This window comes from Eikenella sp. NML070372 (assembly GCF_001648415.1).
GTDB classification, from domain to species: Bacteria; Pseudomonadota; Gammaproteobacteria; order Burkholderiales; family Neisseriaceae; genus Eikenella; species Eikenella exigua.
This window is the reverse complement of the sequence record NZ_LXSN01000004.1, coordinates 608,408-628,948: the sequence shown is the minus strand read 5'-3', so window position 1 is coordinate 628,948 and position 20,541 is coordinate 608,408. Positions and strand designations below refer to the sequence as shown.

21 protein-coding genes and 1 pseudogene are annotated in these 20,541 nt (G+C 57.1%); 15 read left to right on the top strand and 7 right to left on the bottom strand.

Going from position 1 to position 20,541, the window contains the following annotated elements; translation table 11 throughout:
* Window position 1 precedes the first annotated feature (1 nt).
* The 7 genes from A7P97_RS04840 (at window position 2) to A7P97_RS04810 (ending at window position 7,199) form a co-directional block, all read left to right on the top strand.
* A complete protein-coding gene (locus A7P97_RS04840; RefSeq protein ID WP_023886447.1) occupies window positions 2-511 on the top strand; it encodes a hypothetical protein in 510 nt (169 codons plus the stop codon).
* A 196-nt stretch (window positions 512-707) separates the two neighbouring features.
* The gene (gene prfA, locus A7P97_RS04835) at window positions 708-1,784 is read left to right on the top strand and encodes a peptide chain release factor 1 (protein WP_067530609.1); all 1,077 of its coding nucleotides are present in this window, start codon (window positions 708-710) and stop codon (window positions 1,782-1,784) included.
* Window positions 1,785-1,922: 138 nt separating this feature from the next.
* Window positions 1,923-2,618: an aspartate/glutamate racemase family protein gene (locus A7P97_RS04830; RefSeq protein WP_067596323.1), complete on the top strand. Its 696-nt coding sequence runs from the start codon at window positions 1,923-1,925 to the stop codon at window positions 2,616-2,618.
* Window positions 2,619-2,740: 122 nt separating this feature from the next.
* The gene (gene rfaE1, locus A7P97_RS04825; protein WP_067530607.1) at window positions 2,741-3,709 is read left to right on the top strand and encodes a D-glycero-beta-D-manno-heptose-7-phosphate kinase; all 969 of its coding nucleotides are present in this window, start codon (window positions 2,741-2,743) and stop codon (window positions 3,707-3,709) included.
* A gap of 153 nt (window positions 3,710-3,862) precedes the next feature.
* The gene (locus A7P97_RS04820; RefSeq protein ID WP_067530606.1) at window positions 3,863-5,836 is read left to right on the top strand and encodes a DNA topoisomerase IV subunit B; all 1,974 of its coding nucleotides are present in this window, start codon (window positions 3,863-3,865) and stop codon (window positions 5,834-5,836) included.
* A gap of 201 nt (window positions 5,837-6,037) precedes the next feature.
* Entirely contained in the window at window positions 6,038-6,643 is a 606-nt protein-coding gene (locus tag A7P97_RS04815) for a glutathione S-transferase N-terminal domain-containing protein (RefSeq protein ID WP_067439104.1), read from the top strand.
* 151 nt (window positions 6,644-6,794) lie between these two features.
* Window positions 6,795-7,199: a ClpXP protease specificity-enhancing factor gene (locus A7P97_RS04810; protein ID WP_067530605.1), complete on the top strand. Its 405-nt coding sequence runs from the start codon at window positions 6,795-6,797 to the stop codon at window positions 7,197-7,199.
* Window positions 7,200-7,272: 73 nt separating this feature from the next.
* On the opposite strand, the gene ylqF is transcribed toward A7P97_RS04810, so the two are convergent.
* The 6 genes and pseudogenes from ylqF to A7P97_RS04780 form a co-directional block, all read right to left on the bottom strand.
* A complete protein-coding gene (gene ylqF, locus A7P97_RS04805; protein ID WP_067530604.1) occupies window positions 7,273-8,202 on the bottom strand; it encodes a ribosome biogenesis GTPase YlqF in 930 nt (309 codons plus the stop codon).
* Window positions 8,203-8,291: 89 nt separating this feature from the next.
* On the bottom strand, window positions 8,292-9,149 hold the full coding sequence (gene rapZ, locus A7P97_RS04800) for an RNase adapter RapZ (RefSeq protein ID WP_067530603.1): 858 nt from the start codon (window positions 9,147-9,149) through the stop codon (window positions 8,292-8,294).
* Complete coding sequence (gene hprK / locus A7P97_RS04795) at window positions 9,130-10,092, bottom strand: HPr(Ser) kinase/phosphatase (RefSeq protein ID WP_067439116.1); 963 nt, start codon at window positions 10,090-10,092, stop codon at window positions 9,130-9,132. The genes rapZ and hprK overlap by 20 nt, the downstream gene beginning before the upstream one ends.
* A gap of 14 nt (window positions 10,093-10,106) precedes the next feature.
* Window positions 10,107-10,553, bottom strand: a complete 447-nt coding sequence (gene ptsN, locus A7P97_RS04790) for a PTS IIA-like nitrogen regulatory protein PtsN (RefSeq protein WP_067530602.1) — start codon at window positions 10,551-10,553, stop codon at window positions 10,107-10,109.
* 313 nt (window positions 10,554-10,866) lie between these two features.
* Window positions 10,867-11,169: pseudogene (locus A7P97_RS11035) on the bottom strand (UbiA family prenyltransferase); the annotation flags it as partial.
* Window positions 11,170-11,368: 199 nt separating this feature from the next.
* Entirely contained in the window at window positions 11,369-11,692 is a 324-nt protein-coding gene (locus A7P97_RS04780) for a chorismate lyase (RefSeq protein ID WP_067530601.1), read from the bottom strand.
* A 262-nt stretch (window positions 11,693-11,954) separates the two neighbouring features.
* Here A7P97_RS04780 and A7P97_RS04775 point away from each other — a divergent pair, with 262 nt between their 5' ends.
* The 4 genes from A7P97_RS04775 to A7P97_RS04760 all read left to right on the top strand — a co-directional run bounded on the left by A7P97_RS04775 (window position 11,955) and on the right by A7P97_RS04760 (window position 17,306).
* Window positions 11,955-12,431, top strand: coding sequence for a histidine phosphatase family protein (locus A7P97_RS04775; protein ID WP_067530600.1), 477 nt, complete (start codon window positions 11,955-11,957; stop codon window positions 12,429-12,431).
* 57 nt (window positions 12,432-12,488) lie between these two features.
* Window positions 12,489-12,863: a YkvA family protein gene (locus A7P97_RS04770; RefSeq protein ID WP_064084895.1), complete on the top strand. Its 375-nt coding sequence runs from the start codon at window positions 12,489-12,491 to the stop codon at window positions 12,861-12,863.
* 282 nt (window positions 12,864-13,145) lie between these two features.
* A complete protein-coding gene (gene panC, locus A7P97_RS04765) occupies window positions 13,146-13,979 on the top strand; it encodes a pantoate--beta-alanine ligase (protein ID WP_067530599.1) in 834 nt (277 codons plus the stop codon).
* Between the two features lie 243 nt (window positions 13,980-14,222).
* Entirely contained in the window at window positions 14,223-17,306 is a 3,084-nt protein-coding gene (locus A7P97_RS04760; protein ID WP_082887602.1) for a DNA translocase FtsK, read from the top strand.
* A gap of 149 nt (window positions 17,307-17,455) precedes the next feature.
* Here A7P97_RS04760 and A7P97_RS10695 read toward each other — a convergent pair whose 3' ends face one another.
* Window positions 17,456-17,602 carry a hypothetical protein gene (locus A7P97_RS10695; protein ID WP_255361180.1) on the bottom strand — a complete coding sequence of 49 codons (147 nt, stop codon included), beginning with the start codon at window positions 17,600-17,602 and terminating at the stop codon, window positions 17,456-17,458.
* A gap of 716 nt (window positions 17,603-18,318) precedes the next feature.
* Here A7P97_RS10695 and A7P97_RS10095 point away from each other — a divergent pair.
* The 4 genes from A7P97_RS10095 to A7P97_RS10685 all read left to right on the top strand — a co-directional run bounded on the left by A7P97_RS10095 (window position 18,319) and on the right by A7P97_RS10685 (window position 20,469).
* Entirely contained in the window at window positions 18,319-18,522 is a 204-nt protein-coding gene (locus A7P97_RS10095; RefSeq protein ID WP_125080257.1) for a hypothetical protein, read from the top strand.
* Window positions 18,523-18,766: 244 nt separating this feature from the next.
* Window positions 18,767-20,071 carry a homoserine dehydrogenase gene (locus A7P97_RS04750; protein WP_067530596.1) on the top strand — a complete coding sequence of 435 codons (1,305 nt, stop codon included), beginning with the start codon at window positions 18,767-18,769 and terminating at the stop codon, window positions 20,069-20,071.
* Window positions 20,064-20,303, top strand: coding sequence for a hypothetical protein (locus A7P97_RS10690; RefSeq protein WP_231865657.1), 240 nt, complete (start codon window positions 20,064-20,066; stop codon window positions 20,301-20,303). Before A7P97_RS04750 ends, A7P97_RS10690 begins: the two co-directional genes overlap by 8 nt.
* A complete protein-coding gene (locus A7P97_RS10685) occupies window positions 20,296-20,469 on the top strand; it encodes a hypothetical protein (RefSeq protein WP_231865656.1) in 174 nt (57 codons plus the stop codon). The genes A7P97_RS10690 and A7P97_RS10685 overlap by 8 nt, the downstream gene beginning before the upstream one ends.
* Window positions 20,470-20,541 lie beyond the last annotated feature (72 nt).

The window sequence follows — 20,541 nt, the reverse complement described above, 5'->3', positions numbered from 1 at the left end:
AATGCAGAAAACTACGCTACTTACCATTTTCGCCCTAAGCTGCCTCAGCGCAGCCGCCGGTCCCGTTTATTCCTGCGGTAACGGCAGCTACAGCAGCAAACCAGGCCCCGGCTGCCAACGTGCTGACCTGCCCACTATCGGCCGCTACAGTGCCGCCCGGCCGCGCCCCACGCCTGCGCCCGTTGCCGCCGCACCCGCTCCGCAGCGCGCCGCAGCCGCCGGCAGCCAGCAGGCCGCCGTATATCGTGCGCCCGCACCGCAGCCCGTGGTTGCAGCCGCCCCTTCCGGCCGCACCAACAGCGGCCGCCGCATGATTCTCGAGCAAGAGCTGGCCAACGAACGCCGTGCCCTGGCCACCGCGCAAAGAGCCCTCACCGAAAGCCGCACCATGCCCAAAGGCGACGGCGCTGCCTACCAGGCCCACCAAGCCCGCGTGAGCAGCCTGCAAAGCGACGTGCTCGATCGCCAGCAAAACATCCAAGCCCTACAGCGCGAACTCAGCCGCATGTAGGCACAGCGGCAAACCCAGCCGCATTTGCTATAATCCTTTTCAGGTAGCCTCTATCGCTTGAGGCTACCTGAAAATTATAGTGGACCAAAATAAGAATGGGACAAGGCGGCAAGCCGCAGCCAGTACACATGTACGGCAAGGCCAGCCAACGCTGTAGCATTCTTAATTTTAATTCGCTATATTTGAAAGAGCCCACATGAAACCATCAGTTCTAGACAAACTTCAATCCCTCTCCGAGCGGCTCGAAGAAGTAACCGCCCTGCTCAGCACCCCCGAGGCCACGGCTGACATCAACCGCTTCCGCCAGCTCAACCAAGAGCACGCCGAGCTCACCCCGGTAGTGGAAACCTACCGCCAATACCGCCAAGCCGAAAGTGACCTTGCCGACGCTGAAGACATGCTTGCCGACCCCGAAATGAAAGACTTCGCTGCCGAAGAAATCGAGGCCGCCAAAGCCAAAATCGAAACGCTGGATACCGAGCTGCAAAAACTCCTGCTGCCCAAAGACGAAGACGACGGCAAAAACATCTTCCTCGAAGTCCGTGCCGGCACCGGCGGCGACGAAGCCGCCCTGTTTGCCGCCGATTTGCTGCGCATGTACACCCGCTATGCCGAGCGCAACCGCTGGCAGGTCGAAATCGTTTCCGCCAACGAAAGCGATTTGGGCGGCTACAAAGAAGTCATCGCCCGCATCGCCGGCATCGGCGCCTATGGCCGGCTCAAATTTGAGAGCGGCGGCCACCGAGTGCAACGCGTGCCCGCCACCGAAAACCAAGGCCGCATCCACACCTCCGCCTGTACCGTGGCCGTGATGCCCGAAGCCGATGAGCTCGAAGAAATCCAGCTCAACCCCGCCGAACTGCGTATCGACACCTTCCGCGCATCCGGCGCCGGCGGCCAGCACATCAACAAAACCGATTCCGCCATCCGCATCACCCACCTGCCCACCGGCATGGTGGTGGAATGCCAAGACGGCCGCAGCCAGCACGCCAACAAAGCCCAAGCCATGAAAGTGCTCGCCGCCCGCCTGAATGACAAACAAAAACGCGAAGCCCAGGCCAAAGAAGCCGCCGAACGCAAATCCCTCATCGGCAGTGGCGACCGCAGCGAACGCATCCGCACCTACAACTACCCGCAAGGCCGCGTCACCGACCACCGCATCAACCTCACCCTGCACAAGCTCGACTTCGTGATGGACGGCGATATGGAAGAAATCACCAACGCCCTCATCGCCGAACACCAGGCCGAGCTGCTGGCCGCCATGGGCGAATAGGGTTCCGCTCCACTGAAGATTAAATTTTCAGGTAGCCTTAAACGCCAAACAGGCTACCTAAAGCCGATATACAGCTTTTCAGGCAGCCTCTGCATACCGCCCCAAAGGTCACCTGAATCTCACCAAAAGAAAGCCCACATGAACACACTCGGCATCATCGGCGGCATGTCGCCCGAAAGCACCGCCACCTACTACACCCAAATCAACCGCCTTATCAACCGGCAAAAAGGCGGCAACCACAGCGCACCCATCCTGCTCGCCAGCGTGGAATTTCAAGAAATCGTGGATTGCCAGCAGCGCGGCGATTGGCACAAAGCCGGTGAAATCCTCGCCCACGCCGCCCGCACTCTGGAGCAGGCCGGGGCAGACGCCGTCCTCCTGGCCACCAACACCATGCACAAAGTTGCCGCCCCGATACAGGCTGCCATCGGCGTGCCCTTCCTGCATATTTTAGACAGCGTGGCCGAACGCATCCGCACACAAGGCATCCGCACCGTCGGCCTGCTCGGCACACGCTTTACCATGCAGGACGCGTTCTACCGCGAAGGCCTGGCCGAACGCGGCATCCAAGCCATTGTACCGGACGAGGACACGCAGGCCGAAATCCACCGCATCATTTTCGAAGAGCTCTGCGTGGGCCACTTTCCCGAAAGCAGCCGCCGCTTCTATGTGCAAACCATCGAACGGCTGGCCGCCCAAGGCGCAGAAGGCATCATCCTCGGCTGCACCGAAATCGGCCTGCTGGTGCGCCCCGAAGATACCGCCGCGCCGCTGTTCGACACAACGGCAATCCACGTGCAAGCCGCCGCCGAATTTATTTTGCAGCCCGCCTGACCTACGTCGTGGCTCTCAAGGTAGTCTATTACAGTCATATATTTCTCATATGAAGCTAAACAACTGCTTCAAATACTTGCGCAATAACCCCTATTTATCTTAATTGATATCGGAGAACAGCCATGAATCCCCCCCTCACCACACTCCCCCAACAGTTCCAATCCGCCCGCGTGCTGGTGGTGGGCGACACCATGCTCGACCGCTACTGGTTTGGCGAGGTGGAGCGCATCTCCCCTGAAGCCCCCGTGCCCGTAGCCAAAATCGGGCGCATGGATCAGCGCGCCGGCGGCGCAGGCAACGTGGCGCGCAACATCGCCGCCCTGGGCGGGCAGGCCGGCCTGCTCTCCATCGTGGGCGAAGACGAAGCGGCCAACGAGCTGGAAAAAATCGTTCAAAGCAGTGGCGTACAAACCTTTTTAGAACGCGACGAAACCATCGCCACCACCGTGAAACTGCGCGTACTCTCGCGCAATCAGCAGCTCTTGCGCATTGATTTTGAAGAAAAACCCAGCCAAGACGTGCTGGAGCGGCTCAATCGCCGTTTCCGCAGCCTGCTGCCGGATTATGATGCCGTTATCCTTTCCGACTACGGCAAAGGCTGCCTGTTTCAGGTAGCCGATATGATTGATTTCGCCCGCGAGCACAACAAACCCGTGTTGATCGACCCCAAAGGCGACGACTACGAAAAATATGCCGGCGCCTACCTCATCACCCCCAACCGCAACGAACTGCGCCAAGTGGTTGGCTCGTGGGGCAACGAAACCGAGCTCACCGAAAAAGCCGAAACCCTGCGCCGCCACCTGCAATTAAACGCCATCCTGCTCACCCGCAGCGAAGAAGGCATGAGCCTGTATGAGCCCGACCACATCAGCCACCAGCCCACCCGTGCGCAGGAAGTGTTCGACGTATCCGGCGCGGGAGACACCGTCATCGCCACCGTGGGCCTCGGCCTGGCCGCCAAACTGGATTTGCGCCAAGCCATGCACATCGCCAATGCCGCCGCCGGTGTGGTGGTGGCCAAACTAGGCACCGCCGTGTGCAGCCAAGCCGAACTGCTCGCCGCCTTGCAGCAAGATGCCGAGGCAGGCTAAAGCCCAACCCCATTCCCAACACAGGCTACCTGAAATTTTGTTCCACCCGTTTTCAGGTAGCCTGTTTCTTGTATGCCCGGCACAGCTTGGATAGCCATAAATCGCCAATCCTAATATGTTAAAATAGACCGGATTTAAAACGTGAACACACCCATGACCAAGCAATACTCAGAAAGCAGCATCAAAGTCCTCAAAGGCTTGCAGCCGGTGAAAGAACGCCCCGGCATGTACACCCGCACCGACAGCCCCACCCACATCTGCCAGGAAGCCATCGACAACGCCGCCGATGAAGCGCTGGGCGGCTTCGCCAGCCGCATCGATGTGGAAATCCACGAAGACGGCTCGCTTTCCGTATCCGACAACGGGCGCGGCATCCCCGTGGGGCTGCATCCTGAAGAAAACGTGCCCGTGGTCGAGCTGGTGTTCACCCGCCTGCATGCCGGCGGCAAATTCAACAAAACCAGCGGTGATGGTGCTTATGCATTCTCCGGCGGCCTGCACGGCGTGGGCGTATCCGTAACCAACGCCCTCTCCCGCCGCCTCGAAGTAACCGTGCGCCGCGAAGGGCGCGAATACCGCATCGCCTTTGCCGGAGGCGACGTGGTCGAACCCTTGGCCGAAACCGGCAAATGCCCCGCCAAAGACAGCGGCACCACCCTGCGCATCTGGCCCGATGCCCGCTACTTCGAAAGCCCCAACTACGACATCGCCGAAATCGAACGCCTGCTGCGCGCCAAAGCCGTGCTGCTGCCCGGCGTAACCGTTACCCTCACCCGCCGGCGCAACGGCCTGCCCGAAACCCAAACCTGGCACTACCCCGACGGCCTGGAAGGCTACCTGAAAACCCTGCTGGCCGGGCAGGAAAACACCCTGCCCCTGCTTACCCTGCAAAACCATGTTTCAGGTAGCCACCACGGCGATTTTGCCGACGGCGAAGGCGTATCCTGCGCCCTCACCTGGCTGGAAGAAGGCCGCATCACCACCGAAAGCTATGTCAACCTCATCCCCACCCCCGCCGGCGGCACCCACGAAGCCGGGCTCAAACAAGCCCTGTTCAACGCCGTATCCAACTTCATCACCCACCACAACCTTTTGCCGCGCGGCGTGAAAATCCAAAGCGACGACGTATTCAACCGCGTCGCCTTCGTGCTTTCCGTGCGCATGCTCGACCCGCAATTCCAAGGCCAAACCAAAGACAAACTCACCAACCGCGACGCGCTCAAACTCGTGGCCGCCCTCGCCGGCGACCCCGTCGAACTGTGGCTCAACCAAAACCTCGAAGCCGGCAAGAAAATTGCCGAGCTCGCCATCAAACAAGCCCAAGAGCGCATGCGCTCGGTGAAAAAAATCGAAAAACGCAAAGGCAGCGGCATTTCCGTGCTGCCCGGCAAGCTCACCGACTGCGAAAGCGAAGACATCCGCGAAAACGAGCTTTTCCTTGTGGAAGGCGATTCCGCCGGCGGCTCCGCCAAACTCGCCCGCGACCGCAACACCCAAGCCATCCTGCCCCTGCGCGGCAAAGTGCTCAACAGCTTCGAAGTGCACCGCGACCAACTCTTCGCCAACACCGAAATCCACGACATTTCAGTAGCCGTTGGCGTAGACCCGCACGGCGAAGGCGATAATCCCGACCTCTCCGGCCTGCGCTACGGCAAAATCGCTATCCTCTCCGATGCCGACGTCGATGGTTCGCACATCCAAGTGCTGCTGCTCACCCTCTTCTACCGCCATTTCCCCGAACTCATCCGGCGCGGCCACATCTACGTTGCCCAGCCGCCGCTGTTCCGCGTGGACGTAGCCGCCCAAGGCAGGAAAAAAACCGCCCGCAAATTCTACGCCCTAGACCAAGCCGAGCTTGAAGGCATCCTGGAAAAACTGCGCAAAGAAGGCTTGCGCGAAAACCAATATTCCATCAGCCGCTTCAAAGGCCTGGGCGAAATGAACCCCGACCAGCTCAAAGACACCACCATGCACCCAGATACCCGCCGCCTGCTGCGCGTGCATATCCCTGAACACAGCAGCGAGCCCACTCACGAAGTGTTCGTCAAACTCATGGGCAAAGGCGAATCCGCCCAGCGCCGCAGCTGGATGGAAGCTGAGGGCGACAAAGCCGAGCTGGATATTTAAAGCCATAAACAAAGGCTACCTGAAACATTGCTTGCTTTTCAGGTAGCCTTCATTCTTGCCGTCAATTTGAATTAAATATATAAATATCATTAAGTTATATAGGTTTCCTAGCCATAAAACCGCCGGCAGGCTATAATTACGCAGCCAGCATATGCCGGCAGCCTTGCCAAGCCGGCGAAACCATTTAGGGAGAATACAGTTATGATGGTCTTATACTCAGGCATCACCTGCCCGTTCAGCCACCGCTGCCGCTTCGTGTTATATGAAAAAGGCATGGATTTCGAAATCAAAGACGTAGATATCTTCAATAAACCAGAAGATCTCTCCGTAATGAACCCCTACAACCAAGTTCCCGTATTGGTTGAACGCGACCTCATCTTGTTTGAGTCCAACATCATCAACGAATACATCGACGAACGCTTTCCCCACCCGCAGCTCATGCCCGGCGATCCCGTGATGCGCGGCCGCGGCCGCTTAGTCTTGTTCCGCATGGAAAAAGAGCTGTTCAGCCACGTGCAGAAACTCGAAAACCCTGATACATCAGCCAAAGAGCAGGCCAAAGCGCGCGAAGCCATCAGCCAAGGCCTTACCCTGCTCGCTCCCGCCTTCTCTAAAAACAAATATGTACTGGGCGACGACTTCTCCGTGATCGACGTGGCCATCGCCCCCCTCCTGTGGCGGCTCGACCACTACGGCATCAAACTGGGCAAATCTGCCGCCCCCATCCTGAAATACGCCGAGCGCATTTTCCAGCGTGAATCCTTTATCGCCGCGCTCACTGCCGCCGAAAAAGCCATGCGCCGCTAGGCATATAACTGAAATAATTATTTTTTCATACAAGGCGGCAAGCCGCAGACGGTACAGGTAGTACGGCAAGGCGAGCCAACGCAGTAGGAAGAAATAAGTATTTTAGCTATATGTTTTTCAGGTAGCCCTTCGCCACACAGGAATCTTGCTCATGAACCCCACCCTTAAACCCTACCTTGTCCGCGCCCTGCATGAATGGTGCAGCGACCAAGGGCACACTCCCTACATACAAGTATGGGTGAACGAACACACCCGTGTGCCCATGCAGTTTGTGAAAGACAATCAAATCATCCTCAATATCGGCGCCACCGCCTGCGCCGGCCTCTCCATCGATAACGACTGGGTCAGCTTCACCGCCCGCTTCGGTGGTGTGGCGCACGATATTTGGATTCCGGTTGGCCACATCGGCGCCATCTATGCCCGCGAAACCGGCGAAGGCATGAATTTCGATATCACTCCCTACGAACCCGGCACTCCACCCGAACCCGAAGCTGGCGGCAGCAGAAAAGACAGCAAACCCACCGGCAAACACAAAGGCCTGAAGCTGGTGAAATAACGCCATCACGGTCAAACTAAAGGCTACCTGAAAACTGAAAATCGGTTTTCAGGTAGCCTTTGGCATATATCGCCTATTTCCCCTTACGCCGTTCGGCCTGCCGCTCGGCGCGTTTGGCTTGCAGGCGGGCTTCCTCTTCGCGGGCGGCGGCGAGCCAGGCTTGCCATTGCTCGGGGGTTTCGAGGGTGATGCGGCCGATTTGGCCGTCGCGGAAATCGGTGAGGGTGTTTTCGGCGGCTTTTTGGTAGTTGATGCGGCGGCCGCCAAGCAGGGCGCCGCGCCGGCGGCCGATCCATTCGAGCCAGTCGGTGTCTTGCCAGCTTTGGCTCTCTGCCGGGTCGGCTTGGTAACGCGCCTGCAGTTGGGGCAGGTAGTGCTGGCGCAGGTAGTCGAGCAGCTCGAGGGCAACGGTTTCTTCGTCCAGCGCATTGCGGCCTACTGCGCCGCTGGCGGCGAGGTTGTAGCCGCTTTGCGGAACGATGATTTTCGGCCACAGCATGCCGGGGGTGTCGTAGAGCCAGAAGTCGTCGGCAAGCAGCAGGCGTTGTTCGGTTTTGGTGATGCCGGGTTCGTTGCCGGTTTTGGCGGATTTTTTGCCGATCATGCCGTTGATCAGGGTGGACTTGCCCACGTTGGGGATGCCGCAGATGAGCACGCGCAAGGGGCGGTCGATACCTTGCCGGTGCGGAACCAGCGCGCGGCAGGCGGCGGTGATTTTTTGGGCGGCCTGGCGTTCGGAAGCATCAAGGGCCAGGGCGCGGGTGTCGGGCCGGTTTTGCAGTTCGGCCAGCCACACGCAGGTGAGTTCGGGGTCGGCAAGGTCTTGTTTGTTGAGCAGATAGAGCTTGGGCTTGCCGCGCGAGAGCTGGGCCAGCAGGGGGTTTTGGCTGGAGGCGGGCAGGCGGGCATCCAGCATTTCGATGACCATGTCGGTGCTTTTCAGCCGCTCGGTGAGGGCTTTTTGGGTTTTGTGCATATGGCCGGGAAACCATTGGATGCTCATGATGTTTTCTTTCTGTGGGCTTCAGGTAGCCTGTTTGATGTTTTAGGCTACCTGAAAACTCAAACCTTAACAGAACCAATCCTTTGTTTTTACATATGGTGAGCAGCGGTTGCGGGAAGCTGGCGATGGCGCACCCACACGGGGTAGTCGCGCAAGCGTTCGGCCACGGCTTCGGCCACGAATACAGAGCGGTGCTGGCCGCCGGTGCAGCCGATGCCGACCACAAGCATATGCACGCAGGTTTGGCGGGCGTATTCTGGCAGCCAGCGGTTTAGGTAGCCGCTGATGTCGGCCACCATCTGCTGCACGATTTTGAATTGAGCAAAATAGGCACGCACGGCTTCATCGCGGCCGGTTAGCGGGCGCAGGTTTTCATCGTAATACGGGTTGGGTAAGGCTCGGGTGTCGAAAAGGAAATCCAAATCCAGCGGTGTGCCGTATTTGAAACCGAATGATTCAATCACCACCTGCAAACCACCGTGGCTGAGGGCGAGCCATTCTTGGATGCGGAATTTCAAATCACCTATGCTGTCGTGGGAATTGTTGATACAAAAGGCGAAACTCTGCCACGGCTGGAGCATCTGCCGCTCAGCTGCTATGCTTTCGCCCAGGGTGAGGGTGTTGGCGGCGAGGGGATGGCGGCGGCCATGACGGTCGAGCCGGCGGATGAGGGTGGCGGTGTCGGTATCGAGAAACAACAGGCGTAGGGGATGGCCTTGGCGGCGTATGGCGCGCAGGCAATTTTGGATGTAGTCTTGAGGATAAAGCAGGCGGATATCGAGGCTGATGGCCAGCTTACTGATTTGGCTGGCGGCAGATTGGGCTACCAATTGGGGCAGGAGCGAGGGCGGAATGTTGTCCACGCAGGTGAAGCCCATGTCATTGAGCAGTTTTAAGGCAACTGTTTTTCCCGAGCCGGTGAGCCCGCTAATCAGCACTATTCTCATGGATGCGTTCGTTTTCCCTCAGCATGGCGGTATGGCGTTCTAAAAATTCTTTGGTACTGTCTTTGCCACGCGCCTGCAGAATATAGTTGCGCACCGCTGCTTCCACTAGCACGGCGAGGTTGCGACCGACAGCCACTGGCAGAGTAACCGAACGCACGGCCACGTTGAGGACGGTTTCGGTTTCGCTCTGGATGGAAAGGCGGTCGAGCGTTTTCATGTAGTTGTCGTCGGCCAGCGTAAGATTGATGATGAGTTTGAGCTGTTTGGAGGGCAGCACGGCGGTTTCACCGAAGATGGTACGGATATTGAGCACGCCCAAGCCGCGTACTTCGAGAAAATCGCGCAACACGGCCGGGCAGCGGCCTTCCAGCGTTTCCGGACCGGTGCGGTAAAGTTCCACCGAGTCGTCGGCTACCAGGCCGTGTCCGCGCGAAATCAGCTCCAAGGCCAGCTCACTCTTGCCCAAGCCGGACGCGCCCATCAGCAGTACGCCGATTTCAAATACATCAAGAAACACACCGTGCTTCACGGTAGAGGTAGCCAATACGCGTTGTAGGTAAATCCGCAGCACGTCCATCAAAAATGGGCTTTCGGTTTTAGAAGTAAGCAACGGCACGTTGTGCGTGTGGCAATAATCGCGCAGCATGAAGGGCACAGGCAAATCATTGGCCACAATCACCAGAGCGATGCTTAAATCGAAGAGTTCGTCCAAACTCTCTCTCACTTCGCCGCCGGCCATCTTATCCAAATAAGCCACTTCGGCCACACCCAACACCTGCACCTGATTGGGGTGGATAAAATTCAAATGCCCCACCAGCGCCAGCACGGGTTTATCGGCATCCACGCTGATGCGGTTGTCTGCGCCCGCCGTGCCGGCCGACCAAGCCAAACTCAGCTTGGCCTGGTTGTCTTGATAGAGCTTGCGCACGGAGATGCTGGGCATGGGTATCCTGCCTGTTATGCGGTGAGGATGCGGTGGACGGCTTCGGTGTTTTCGGCAACTAAAAGCTGCTCGCGCACGGCTTTGTCAGAAAGCTTGATGGCTAAGGCCGACAACACTTCCAAATGCCCGCCGGAAGCGTTTTCCGGCACCAGCAGCACAAACACCAGCGACACCGGCTTGCCGTCGGGCGCATCGAAATCCACAGCTTCTTTCAAGCGGATAAACGCGCCGGTGGCCGCTTGCACTTCGGCATGCCGGCCATGCGGGATGGCCACACCGTGCCCCAGCGCGGTGGTGCCGAGCTTTTCGCGCGCAAACAGGCATTCAAACACAGCGGTGCGGCTCAGGCCGGATTCGCTTTCCAGCAGCAGGCCGGCTTCTTCAAACAGGCGTTTTTTGCTGCTCACTTCCAAATCCAGCACAATATGCGATAAGGGCAGGATATTGCCGATTAGGCTCATGGTTACTTCTCTCGCATAAAAATACATTCAAAGTTGGGATTGTACCTGTGCTGCCACCGAAGGGCAATTTTGTGCCCGGCGGCCAAGTTTTCAGGCAGTCTTTTAGCCGCCACTGTAATGTGCCAGCAAACCAAGCTACAAAGCTCAGCTGATTCGGTTGCTGGATTAAGGATGCTTTAAAACAGGCCTCCCAGTTGCGGCTACGGATGGCGCGGTATTGGCCGCATTGGTGCCACATCACATAAATAAGCGCGAACCAATACGGCCAGCGGGCGTGAATGGCGCAGCCAGTAGTGGCATCAGCAGCACAAACAACGTGTGGCATAGCCTGCAGGTATAGGCGGCAGCTACCGCACAAGGCCAGTACTAAGAGTAGCGCTTTGCGCGTGCTCATTTTGCCGGTGGCAAATGGGCAGTTTTTGGTGCGCGCCACCGCACCGTCGAAATTGCGGTCGGCAAAATCATTGACCACGCAGCCGGCGCTGCGCATCAGAAAAGTGCCGAGCACGAAGGCAAACAGAATGCCGAAATCGGGCAACCCGTCGGTAGCCATCCACAGCGCCCACAGGGTGGGCCACAGCAAAAGTAGCGTGCCGATGGGCTTGTCGGCGCGCATCAGTTGCAGGTACACGGCCAGACGCTCGGCTTGCTTCGGGGAGAGGAAAGAAAAGGCACGGGAGTGCTCGGGGAGTGTGGTTTCAGGTAGCATCGAGGCTGCGGCAAAGGCTACCTGAAAAAGAGTGTTGCACAATAAAACAGCCGGGGGAAGCTAATGGTTTAGGCTACCTGAATAATGTCTGCTGCAAAATACCGCCCTACTCTTCCAAAAACCGCACCAGCTCGGGCATAAACCCTTCGGTCAGCACCATCTTTTCGCCGTTCAAATCGAATGCCGAGCGGCGCAGGCAAATGGCTTGGGCGGCTTGTTCTTGTTGCGCGGGCGGCACGGCGGCGAAGGCGAGCGGGCTGCGTTCGGCGGCCAGGCGGCCATCAAACAGGCGTTTGCCCAAAGGCTGCGTGCCGCAAGCCAGGATGCTTGGCCACGCGCCCGCTAAAGGGCACACGCTGCGCGCCCACACCACCGGCGTATCATCCAGCAGCAGCCACACCTGGCGCACATGAAACGCATTGCCGGCCACCGTTGCGCCCTTTCTCCTTGAAAGGCTACCTGAACGCGGAAATCCGCACCGGTAGCCTGCAAGGCCAAGGTGAGCGAGGGCGCCTGTATCAGGCGATGCAGGGCGGCGGGAACAGCGGGCGGATCGGGCTGCCAAATAAACGGCGGCAGGGTGTGTGGAAAGGCTGTCATTTGTTTATGTTATTGAAACTGTGCTTTTCAGGTAGCCTCTGCGGCTGCCAAGCATTAAGATGCGAATTGTATCAGAGAATAAGGAAGGCAAGATGAACCTGATTTTATGGCGGCATGCCGAAGCCGAATATGGTGTGCCTGATTTGGAGCGCGGCCTCACCGACAAAGGCCGGCAGCAGGCCGGTGCGGCTGCCAAGTGGCTGAGGCTGTATCTGAACGGCCGTGTAGAAGTGTGGGCTTCGCAGGCGCTGCGCAGCCGGCAAACTGCCGAAGCACTCGGCCTGCCCTATACCGTGAAACCCGAGCTTAATCCGATTAACCGTGTGGAAGAGCTGCCTGCGCTGATTGCTGCGCATAAAAGGGCTGATTATTTGATACTGGTGGGGCACCAGCCCTGGCTGGGGCAGCTGTGCGGCTATCTGCTCAACGGCGGCTGGCTAGGCGGCCAATATTGGTCGGTGAAAAAATCCGGCATTTGGTGGTTTGGCGTGAAAAGCAGTGAAGGCGGCAGGCTCTGTGCCAAACTGAAAGCTGCAATGACCCCGCAGCTGCTACTGCCAGAAGATTAAACTTGAAACCTGCCGCTGCTGCGCCCATTTGTGCCGTATCAATGCAAGGAGTTTGCTATGAATCAAGACAACCCTGTCCGCCCCGAAGATTTCGTGCCGGAATTCCGCCGTCGCCGTTTTGAGCCGGACGGTTTTTTGCGCAAGCTGCGCCGTTTTGCGCTGCGGCTGGGGCGGCCGGTGGTGGAACAGCTGTATGCGCTGTATTTCCTGTTTCAATCGCCCGCCGTGCCCAAACGCGCCAAGCTGATTATCGTGGGCGCACTGGTGTATTTCGTCAGCCCCATCGACAGCATCCCCGACCTGCTCGGCCCCTTGGGCTTCAGCGACGACATCGCCGTGATCACGCTGGTATACGCGCAGATGAAGGATTATCTGACGGAGGAAATCAAAATCCGCGCCCGTGCCGCGGCGGAACGGCTGGTGCGGAAGTAGGCTTGGTTATACCCGGAAAGGCTACCTGAAACCATAACTTAGGATTTTCAGGTAGCCTGCTTCATATCTGGCATATTTTTCAGGTGGTCCCTCTCATACTCGGGCTACCTGAAACTTTGAAGCGCATAAGCCGTATTACAGAAATGCAAACAAGCCATACATGCTCCATGCTGTACCCCCATAATGAAGGCTACCTGAAACCCCACCACCTGTTTTTCAGGTAGCCTCTCCCAGCATGGCGGAGTATACTGCGCCGCATTTTATTGATAAGGCAAACCAGCCATGAAAACTATCCATACCATTAAAGAACTACGCGACTGGCGCCGCGAAGCCGGCAGCGTGGCATTCGTGCCCACCATGGGCAACCTGCACGAAGGGCACCTGGCTTTGGTGCGCGAAGCGGCCAAATGGGCAGACAAGGTGGTGGTGAGCATTTTTGTCAACCGCCTGCAATTTGGCCAAGGCGAGGATTTCGACCGCTATCCGCGCACGCTGGAGCAGGATGCTGCCAAACTGGCCGGCGAAGGAGTGGCCGTACTCTTCGCGCCGAGCGAGCAGGAGCTGTATCCGAATGTGGCCCAGCAATACAACGTCGAGCCGCCCAATCTGCAAAACGAGCTGTGCGGCGCGTTCCGACCGGGACATTTCCGCGGCGTGGCCACCGTGGTGGCCAAGCTGTTCAACATTGTTGAGCCCGATTACGCCTGTTTCGGCAAAAAAGACTACCAACAGCTGGCCATCCTGCAAGGCATGGCTGCCGATTTGAATTTCCGGGTGGAAATCGTACCGGTGGACATCGGCCGCACCGCCGACGGCCTGGCGCTCTCCAGCCGCAACCAATACCTGAGCGAAGCCGAGCGCAAACAAGCCCCGCAGCTCTACCGCGAATTGCAGGCCATTGCCCGCGCGGTGGAAAACGGCAACCGCGACTATGCCGCACTGGAACAACAGGCGGCAGCAAACCTGAAACAGGCCGGCTGGCAGGTGGACTATGTGGAACTCCGCCACGCGGGCAATCTTCAGGTAGCCCATGTCGGCGACAGCGAACTGGTGGTGTTGGCCGCCGCCCGTTTGGGCAAGACGCGCCTCATCGACAATATCGAAATCCGCCTCTGATTGGTTCGCCCCTCCGCCCGCAATATGCGGGCGGAGATCTTTGTAAACTCTTAGATTTGGACACCAATCAAAGCGCCAGCATCACAGAACGCGCAAACATATCATACAGATAGGCAGGCCATCAGGAAGCACATCACGCAGAAATGCGCCAAAGTCGAGTTTTTACCCAGGCCACAAGGTTTAATTTCGGCGGGAAACACGTTAAAATACCAACCTTTGCGCCAAATTCGGGAGCTGCTGTTTATGTTTTTAGTTTTTCTGCTGATTCTGTTGTTGGCCGGCATCGCCGTGCTCTTGTGGTGGCGTGCGCGCGAAGAGCGCGAATGGCTGCTGGAGTTTACCTATCTCAACCGGCACCAAAACAACAAGCAATCCACTGATACCGAAGCGGAAAACACTCCGCAGCAACAGCCTGCCCGCCCCAACGTGCTGCCGCAGCGTGCGCAAACCCAAGTGAAGCTGCATTATCAAAAAGTGCAAGACGAATTGCAGCGCAAAATCGAGCTGCTTGCCGGTAGTGTGAAGAAAAAAGCACGCCGCCGTAACGTGAGCGAAAACCAAGAAGAACTACCGATTTTCAGCCCCGCCGAAGAAAAAACGGCCGTAACGGAAGCAACTGCCCTGTTGCCAGAAATCGCCATTGATGCCACTGCTGAGCAGGTTGAAAATACTGAAAGCTCTCACACCACCGAAACCGAAGCCAAAACTGCCGCCGAGCCGGAAATCCACGATTTATCCGCTCCCGACGCCAATTTGCCGGTTATCACCGAAGCCGAGGCCACCCGCTACAGGCTACCTGAAAATATCGAAAATGAAGAAAGCCAACCCGAGTCGAGCATCATTTCCCTTTCCGAGGCCACGCGTATGCTATATAAAAACGAAGCAGCCGAAGCCAAACCACTGGAAACCGTGGTGCTGAACTGGCCGATAAAAGCCCCCTCTCCCGCTGCCGAGCCGCGCGAAGAAATCACTCCGGCCGATCCCGCTGTGCAGTATGTGCGCGAAAAAATCCAAGCACACCTGCCGCCCGTGGCCGAGCCTGCGCCTGAAGAGCCTGCCGAAGAGCGGCACACCATCAGCCCCGACGACATCCGCAACAATCTCCTGCGTCAGCGCCTGCGTGCGCGCAGGCAGCCCCAGCCCGCGCCCCAACCGGCCATCACCCCGCAGCAGCCTGATTTGCCGGTAATCAATGAAGACGAAATTTTAGCTAATCTGGCTAAAACCGATGCCCCGGCTAATCGCCAGCGCCGCCACTTTAAACGCCAAACCGTGCGTGAGAGCGTGATTCCCGCCGCCGCGCGCGTGAACCACAGCCAGGGCGCACAAGTGCCGATGGCTATACCATCTCAGCAGGCTCAACCACTGCCAATTTCCACCCGCTTTACCCCCTTCAATCATGGCATTGCACCCGAAAGCCCCGATGCCCAGCCCGCTGAGGAGGAGTCGGCGCTGCCCGCCGAACAACCGCCGATTTTTTTCCCGCAAAGCACCGTTGAAGACAGCCCGCCTTGGAGCTTAACTGAAACTGTGAGCGACGATACCGCTGAAACGTATTCAGACACCGCCGACCAAGTCGGTATCCAGCATCACTTCCGCCCCGACCTCTCGCTCACCGAACAAGCACCGGCTGCCGAACCCGCCATCGAATTCGATAACGGCAACGAATGGCAGCAGGTCTTGGAGCAAGGTGCAGCCGAAACTCAGGCGCAAGCCGCGTGGGCAAACCCTACTCCCACTGCCGCGCCCGGCATCCCTCCCCTGCCCGACCTGCCGCCGCAGCCCACGCCGATTTCGGCCGTTTCCGCCGTATCGTATGCCGATTTCGGCCACTATCATGTGCCGATGAACGAGTTGCTCCTGCCGCCGCAATACGACAATGAAGCCTCCCTCAGCGAAGAGCAGCTGCTGGATAACAGCATCAAAATCGAAGAAAAACTGGCCGAATTTCGCGTAAAAGTAAACGTGGTGGATGCTTATGCCGGCCCGGTGATTACCCGCTACGAAATCGAGCCCGATGTAGGCGTGCGTGGCAACTCGGTGATTAACCTGGAAAAAGACCTCGCCCGTTCGCTCGGCGTGGCTGCCATCCGCGTAGTGGAAACCATCCCGGGCAAAACTTGTATGGGTTTAGAGCTGCCTAATCCCAAACGGCAGATGATTCGCCTAAGCGAAGTATTCAACTCACCGGTGTTTGCCAAAAGCAAATCTAAGCTCACCCTCGCGCTGGGTCAGGACATCACCGGCCAGCCGGTGGTAACCGACCTCGCCAAGGCCCCGCACCTCTTGGTAGCCGGCACCACCGGCTCGGGCAAATCCGTGGGCGTGAACGCCATGATTTTGTCGCTGCTGTTCAAGGCCACACCCGACGAAGTGCGCATGATCATGATCGACCCGAAAATGCTCGAGCTTTCCGTGTATGAAGGCATCCCGCACCTGCTCGCGCCGGTGGTAACCGATATGAAGCTTGCTGCCAACGCGCTCACCTGGTGCGTGAACGAAATGGAAAAGCGCTACCGCCTGATGAGCCATGTGGGCGTGCGCAACCTCGCCGGCTACAACCAAAAAATCAAAGATGCCACCGTCCGCGGCGAACGGCTGGCCAACCCCTTCAGCCTCACCCCCGACAATCCCGAGCCACTCACCCACCTGCCGCACATCGTCGTGATCGTGGACGAATTTGCCGACCTGATGATGACTTCCGGCAAAAAAATCGAAGAGCTGATCGCCCGCCTCGCCCAAAAAGCCCGCGCCGCCGGCATCCACCTCATTCTCGCTACCCAGCGCCCCAGCGTGGACGTAATTACCGGCCTGATTAAGGCCAATATCCCCACCCGCATCGCTTTTCAGGTAGCCTCCAAAGTGGATAGCCGCACCATCATCGATCAAATGGGCGCAGAAAACCTGCTCGGCCAAGGCGATATGCTCTTCCTGCCGCCCGGCACCGGCTACCCACAGCGCGTACACGGTGCCTTCGTGGCCGATAGCGAAGTGCAGCGCGTGACCGAATACCTCAAAGGTTTCGGTGCGCCCGATTATGTGGAAGACATCCTTACCTCCGGCGTGGGCAGCGACGATTTGTTCAGCAATGCCAACAGCGGCAGCGGCAACAGCGACCAAGACCCCCTGTTCAACGAAGCTGTCGCCATCGTTTTGCGTACGCAAAAAGCCACCATTTCCTCCATCCAACGCCACCTGCGCATCGGCTACAACAAAGCCGCCACCCTGGTGGATCAAATGGAAGCCGAAGGCATCGTCTCCCCTGCCGATACAAATGGTAAACGCACCATCCTCGCTCGGCCGGATCATTTAGATGACGGCGCATAGGGCCGGATAAGCTGATAAAAGGCTACCTGAATTTTCCGGTAGCCTTTTATTACGCCCCAACAATAGGAGTACACAGTAAAAACCAATCTGAACAACATATTAGGAAGATTTTCCACGCTGAGCTGAATAAATTACTTGGCAATCAGGCTTTAGAACGAATAGCGGGCATTGAAGAAGCGGTGCACATTGCGGTTGTAGCCACCGACACGACTGTTATCAACAATGCGGTTGTAGTAGTCGTTATGGAAATAAGCCAGCGAGGCGAGATAGCTGTCTTTGTTGAACTCGAAACCGATTTCTTTGTTGAGGAAGGTGCAGACTTGGTTGAAGGATCGGAAATGTTGTTACTCACCGGCATGTGCTGCAAGCCTTGCGTGGTGATGCGTGAGGAGCCGAGCTGCTGTTTGGCTTGGGCTTCAGCGATGGTGTAGATGGTTTCCAGTTCGGCTATTGGCTACGTATTTGCTGGCAGCAGATGTGGTTTTGGCAGCAGCGAAACCGGAGAAGAAACGTGTGTTGAGCACGGTGAGGCGGAACAGCTTGGTTTGCATTCGGCGTGTGCCCTTGTAATAGCAGTTTATTCAAAAGTAAGTAGAGAAATGAGTTTTCAGGTAGCTTACTGTGTACAAGAGGCTACCTGAAAATATCATTTCGGCAGGCAATAGGCGTGGTTGCCGAATTCTGAGTAGGTAGATAATCAGTTTTTGGCACAGTGAAAACCATAGGACGGAAGAACTAATCCTATCGGCCATACGTCAGGCTGGGCAATAGCGTAGAAATGGGTGGCCTGCGGCCATGCCGCTGTTTACACCGTATAGTGGATTAACAAAAACCAGTGCTGCGTTGGTTCGTCTTGCTGTACTACTTGTACTATCTGCAGCTCGCCACCTTGTCCTAATTTTTGTTACTCCACTATTGGCGGCAACGCCGTACAAATAGCCAGCTAATATAACGCCAAATTAGACAACAACCTGCGTTTCACACTCGGCTGACTAACCTGATCGAAGTACCAGTGGAAGCCCTCGTTTGCGACAACCCCGACATCATCATCGTTGGCGGGCGCAACACACGTGTAGACCATTGCCCGCATCAGGCAAGACTCAACCTGGAAGTAGGTGCGGCAGTCGATTTCGATTTGGCCGTCTTGATAGCAGTAGATGTGGCAGGTGGAAACCGTCTAGTGTCTTTGAATAAGCATAATTTGTTTTTATTTTAATGAGTTGGAGGATACCTGAAAGCATAGGCTGCAAGGAGATTGAAACGCTTGGCTTTGAGGCAGTGTGGTTAAAAGTGTAAGTGTTTCTATTAAAAGGTGTAAAAAGCGGGGTTTTCAGCTAAGATAGCGACTTTCTGTCCGCTTTCGGATTTTATTGTTTATCAGCTTGGCTGCCCGTATGGCAGCCGGCATTTTCAGAGCAAAACAGCACTCGGCACAGCCGTAATCATAACAAGGAATCAGCATGCAACCAGTCAGAATCGGCATCTTAGGGATGGGCACCGTCGGCAGTGGTACGGTCAAACTGTTGGCAGAAAACGTGCAGGAAATCACGCGTCGCCTGGGGCGGGAGGTGCGTATCAGCATGGCCGCCAGCCGCAACACTGGCTGCATCCGCAAATTATGTCCGCCGGATACCATAGTGTCAGACGATGTGTTTCAGGTAGCCCGCAGTGCGGATGTGGATATTGTGGTAGAGTTGATGGGCGGAACGGATACGGCACGCGAAGTGGTGCTGTGTGCCATCGAAAACGGCAAACACGTGGTTACCGCCAACAAAAAACTGCTGGCTGAATACGGCAATGAAATTTTCGCTCTGGCGGCGGGAAAAAACGTGATGGTAATGTTTGAAGCAGCAGTGGCCGGCGGCATCCCGATTATCAAAGCCCTGCGAGAAGGCCTGGCCGCCAACCGTATCAAATCGGTGGTTGGCATCATCAACGGTACTAGTAACTTCATTCTGAGCAATATGCGCGCCCACGGCAGCCCGTTTGCCGAAGTGCTCAAACAGGCACAGGAGCTGGGCTACGCCGAAGCCGACCCGACTTTCGACATCGGAGGCCACGATGCGGCGCACAAGTTGAGCATTATGTCTGCGCTAACCTTCGGCACGCCGATTAATTTCCAACACTGCTACTTGGAAGGCATTAACAAGCTGGAAAGCCAAGACATCCGCTACGCCGAAGAGCTGGGCTACCGCATCAAGCTCTTGGCCATCACCCGCAAAACCGAAGAAGGCATTGAATTGCGTGTACACCCCACACTCGTGCCCGAATGCCGTCTGCTGGCGCAGGTGGAAGGTGTGATGAATGCTGTACTGGTGCAATCAAATATGGTGGGTGAGACCCTGTATTACGGCGCCGGCGCTGGTGCAGCCCCTACCGCCAGTGCCGTGGTGGCCGACATCATTGACACCGCCCGCCTAATTCACGCTGCCAACGAACAGCGTGTGCCGCCTTTGGCCTTCCGCAACAACGAAGAGCTGTCCGTGCTGCCGATAAACGAAATCACCAGTAGCTACTACCTGCGTGTATCGGCACAAGACAGACCTGGCGTGGTGGCCGATATCGGCCGCATCCTTGCCGAACAGGGCATCTCTATCGAAGCTCTTCTACAAAAAGGTGTAATCAATCACGAAAATGCCGAAATCGTGATTCTCACCCACCAGTCTAAAGAAAAGCACATCAAGGCCGCTATCGCCAAAATCGAAGCGCTGGAGCACGTTTTCCAGCCCGTGATGATGCTACGCATGGAAAGCCTGCATGGCTGAGATTCAAGCCGATGAATCCGACCGCCACAAACGCTGCCCCTTCATCGGTTGGAATGTGGTAACGGTGGTGTTGACACTCACCTTTGCCCTCATACCGCGCTTCTATGCGCCGGATAAGGACGGCATCAGCTGCCGCATCGTGGAAGCCTGTCCAAAATATACCCGCCGTACCGCAATGACAAGCCAACTTGGCCAAACACGGCCTTGCCGGCCAAAGCGAGCGCGTGCTTGAACCCTACTGCTGCTGCCTGTGGGAAGAGTCGGTGCAAAAACTCAGTACGGAAGATCTCCGCAGCCTGCCGAAGCTTTCACCGAAACAGCAGTTGGACAAACTCGGCGGCAGCGAAGTCTTCCTGCAACGGCAAGAACAATGCCTGGTTGTGCATACCGGGCGTTGAAAATGAGAGCTTGGCCAGATTAAAGGCTACCTAGAAGATTCAAGTAACTTTTTTAAGACGGCAAGCTGCCCT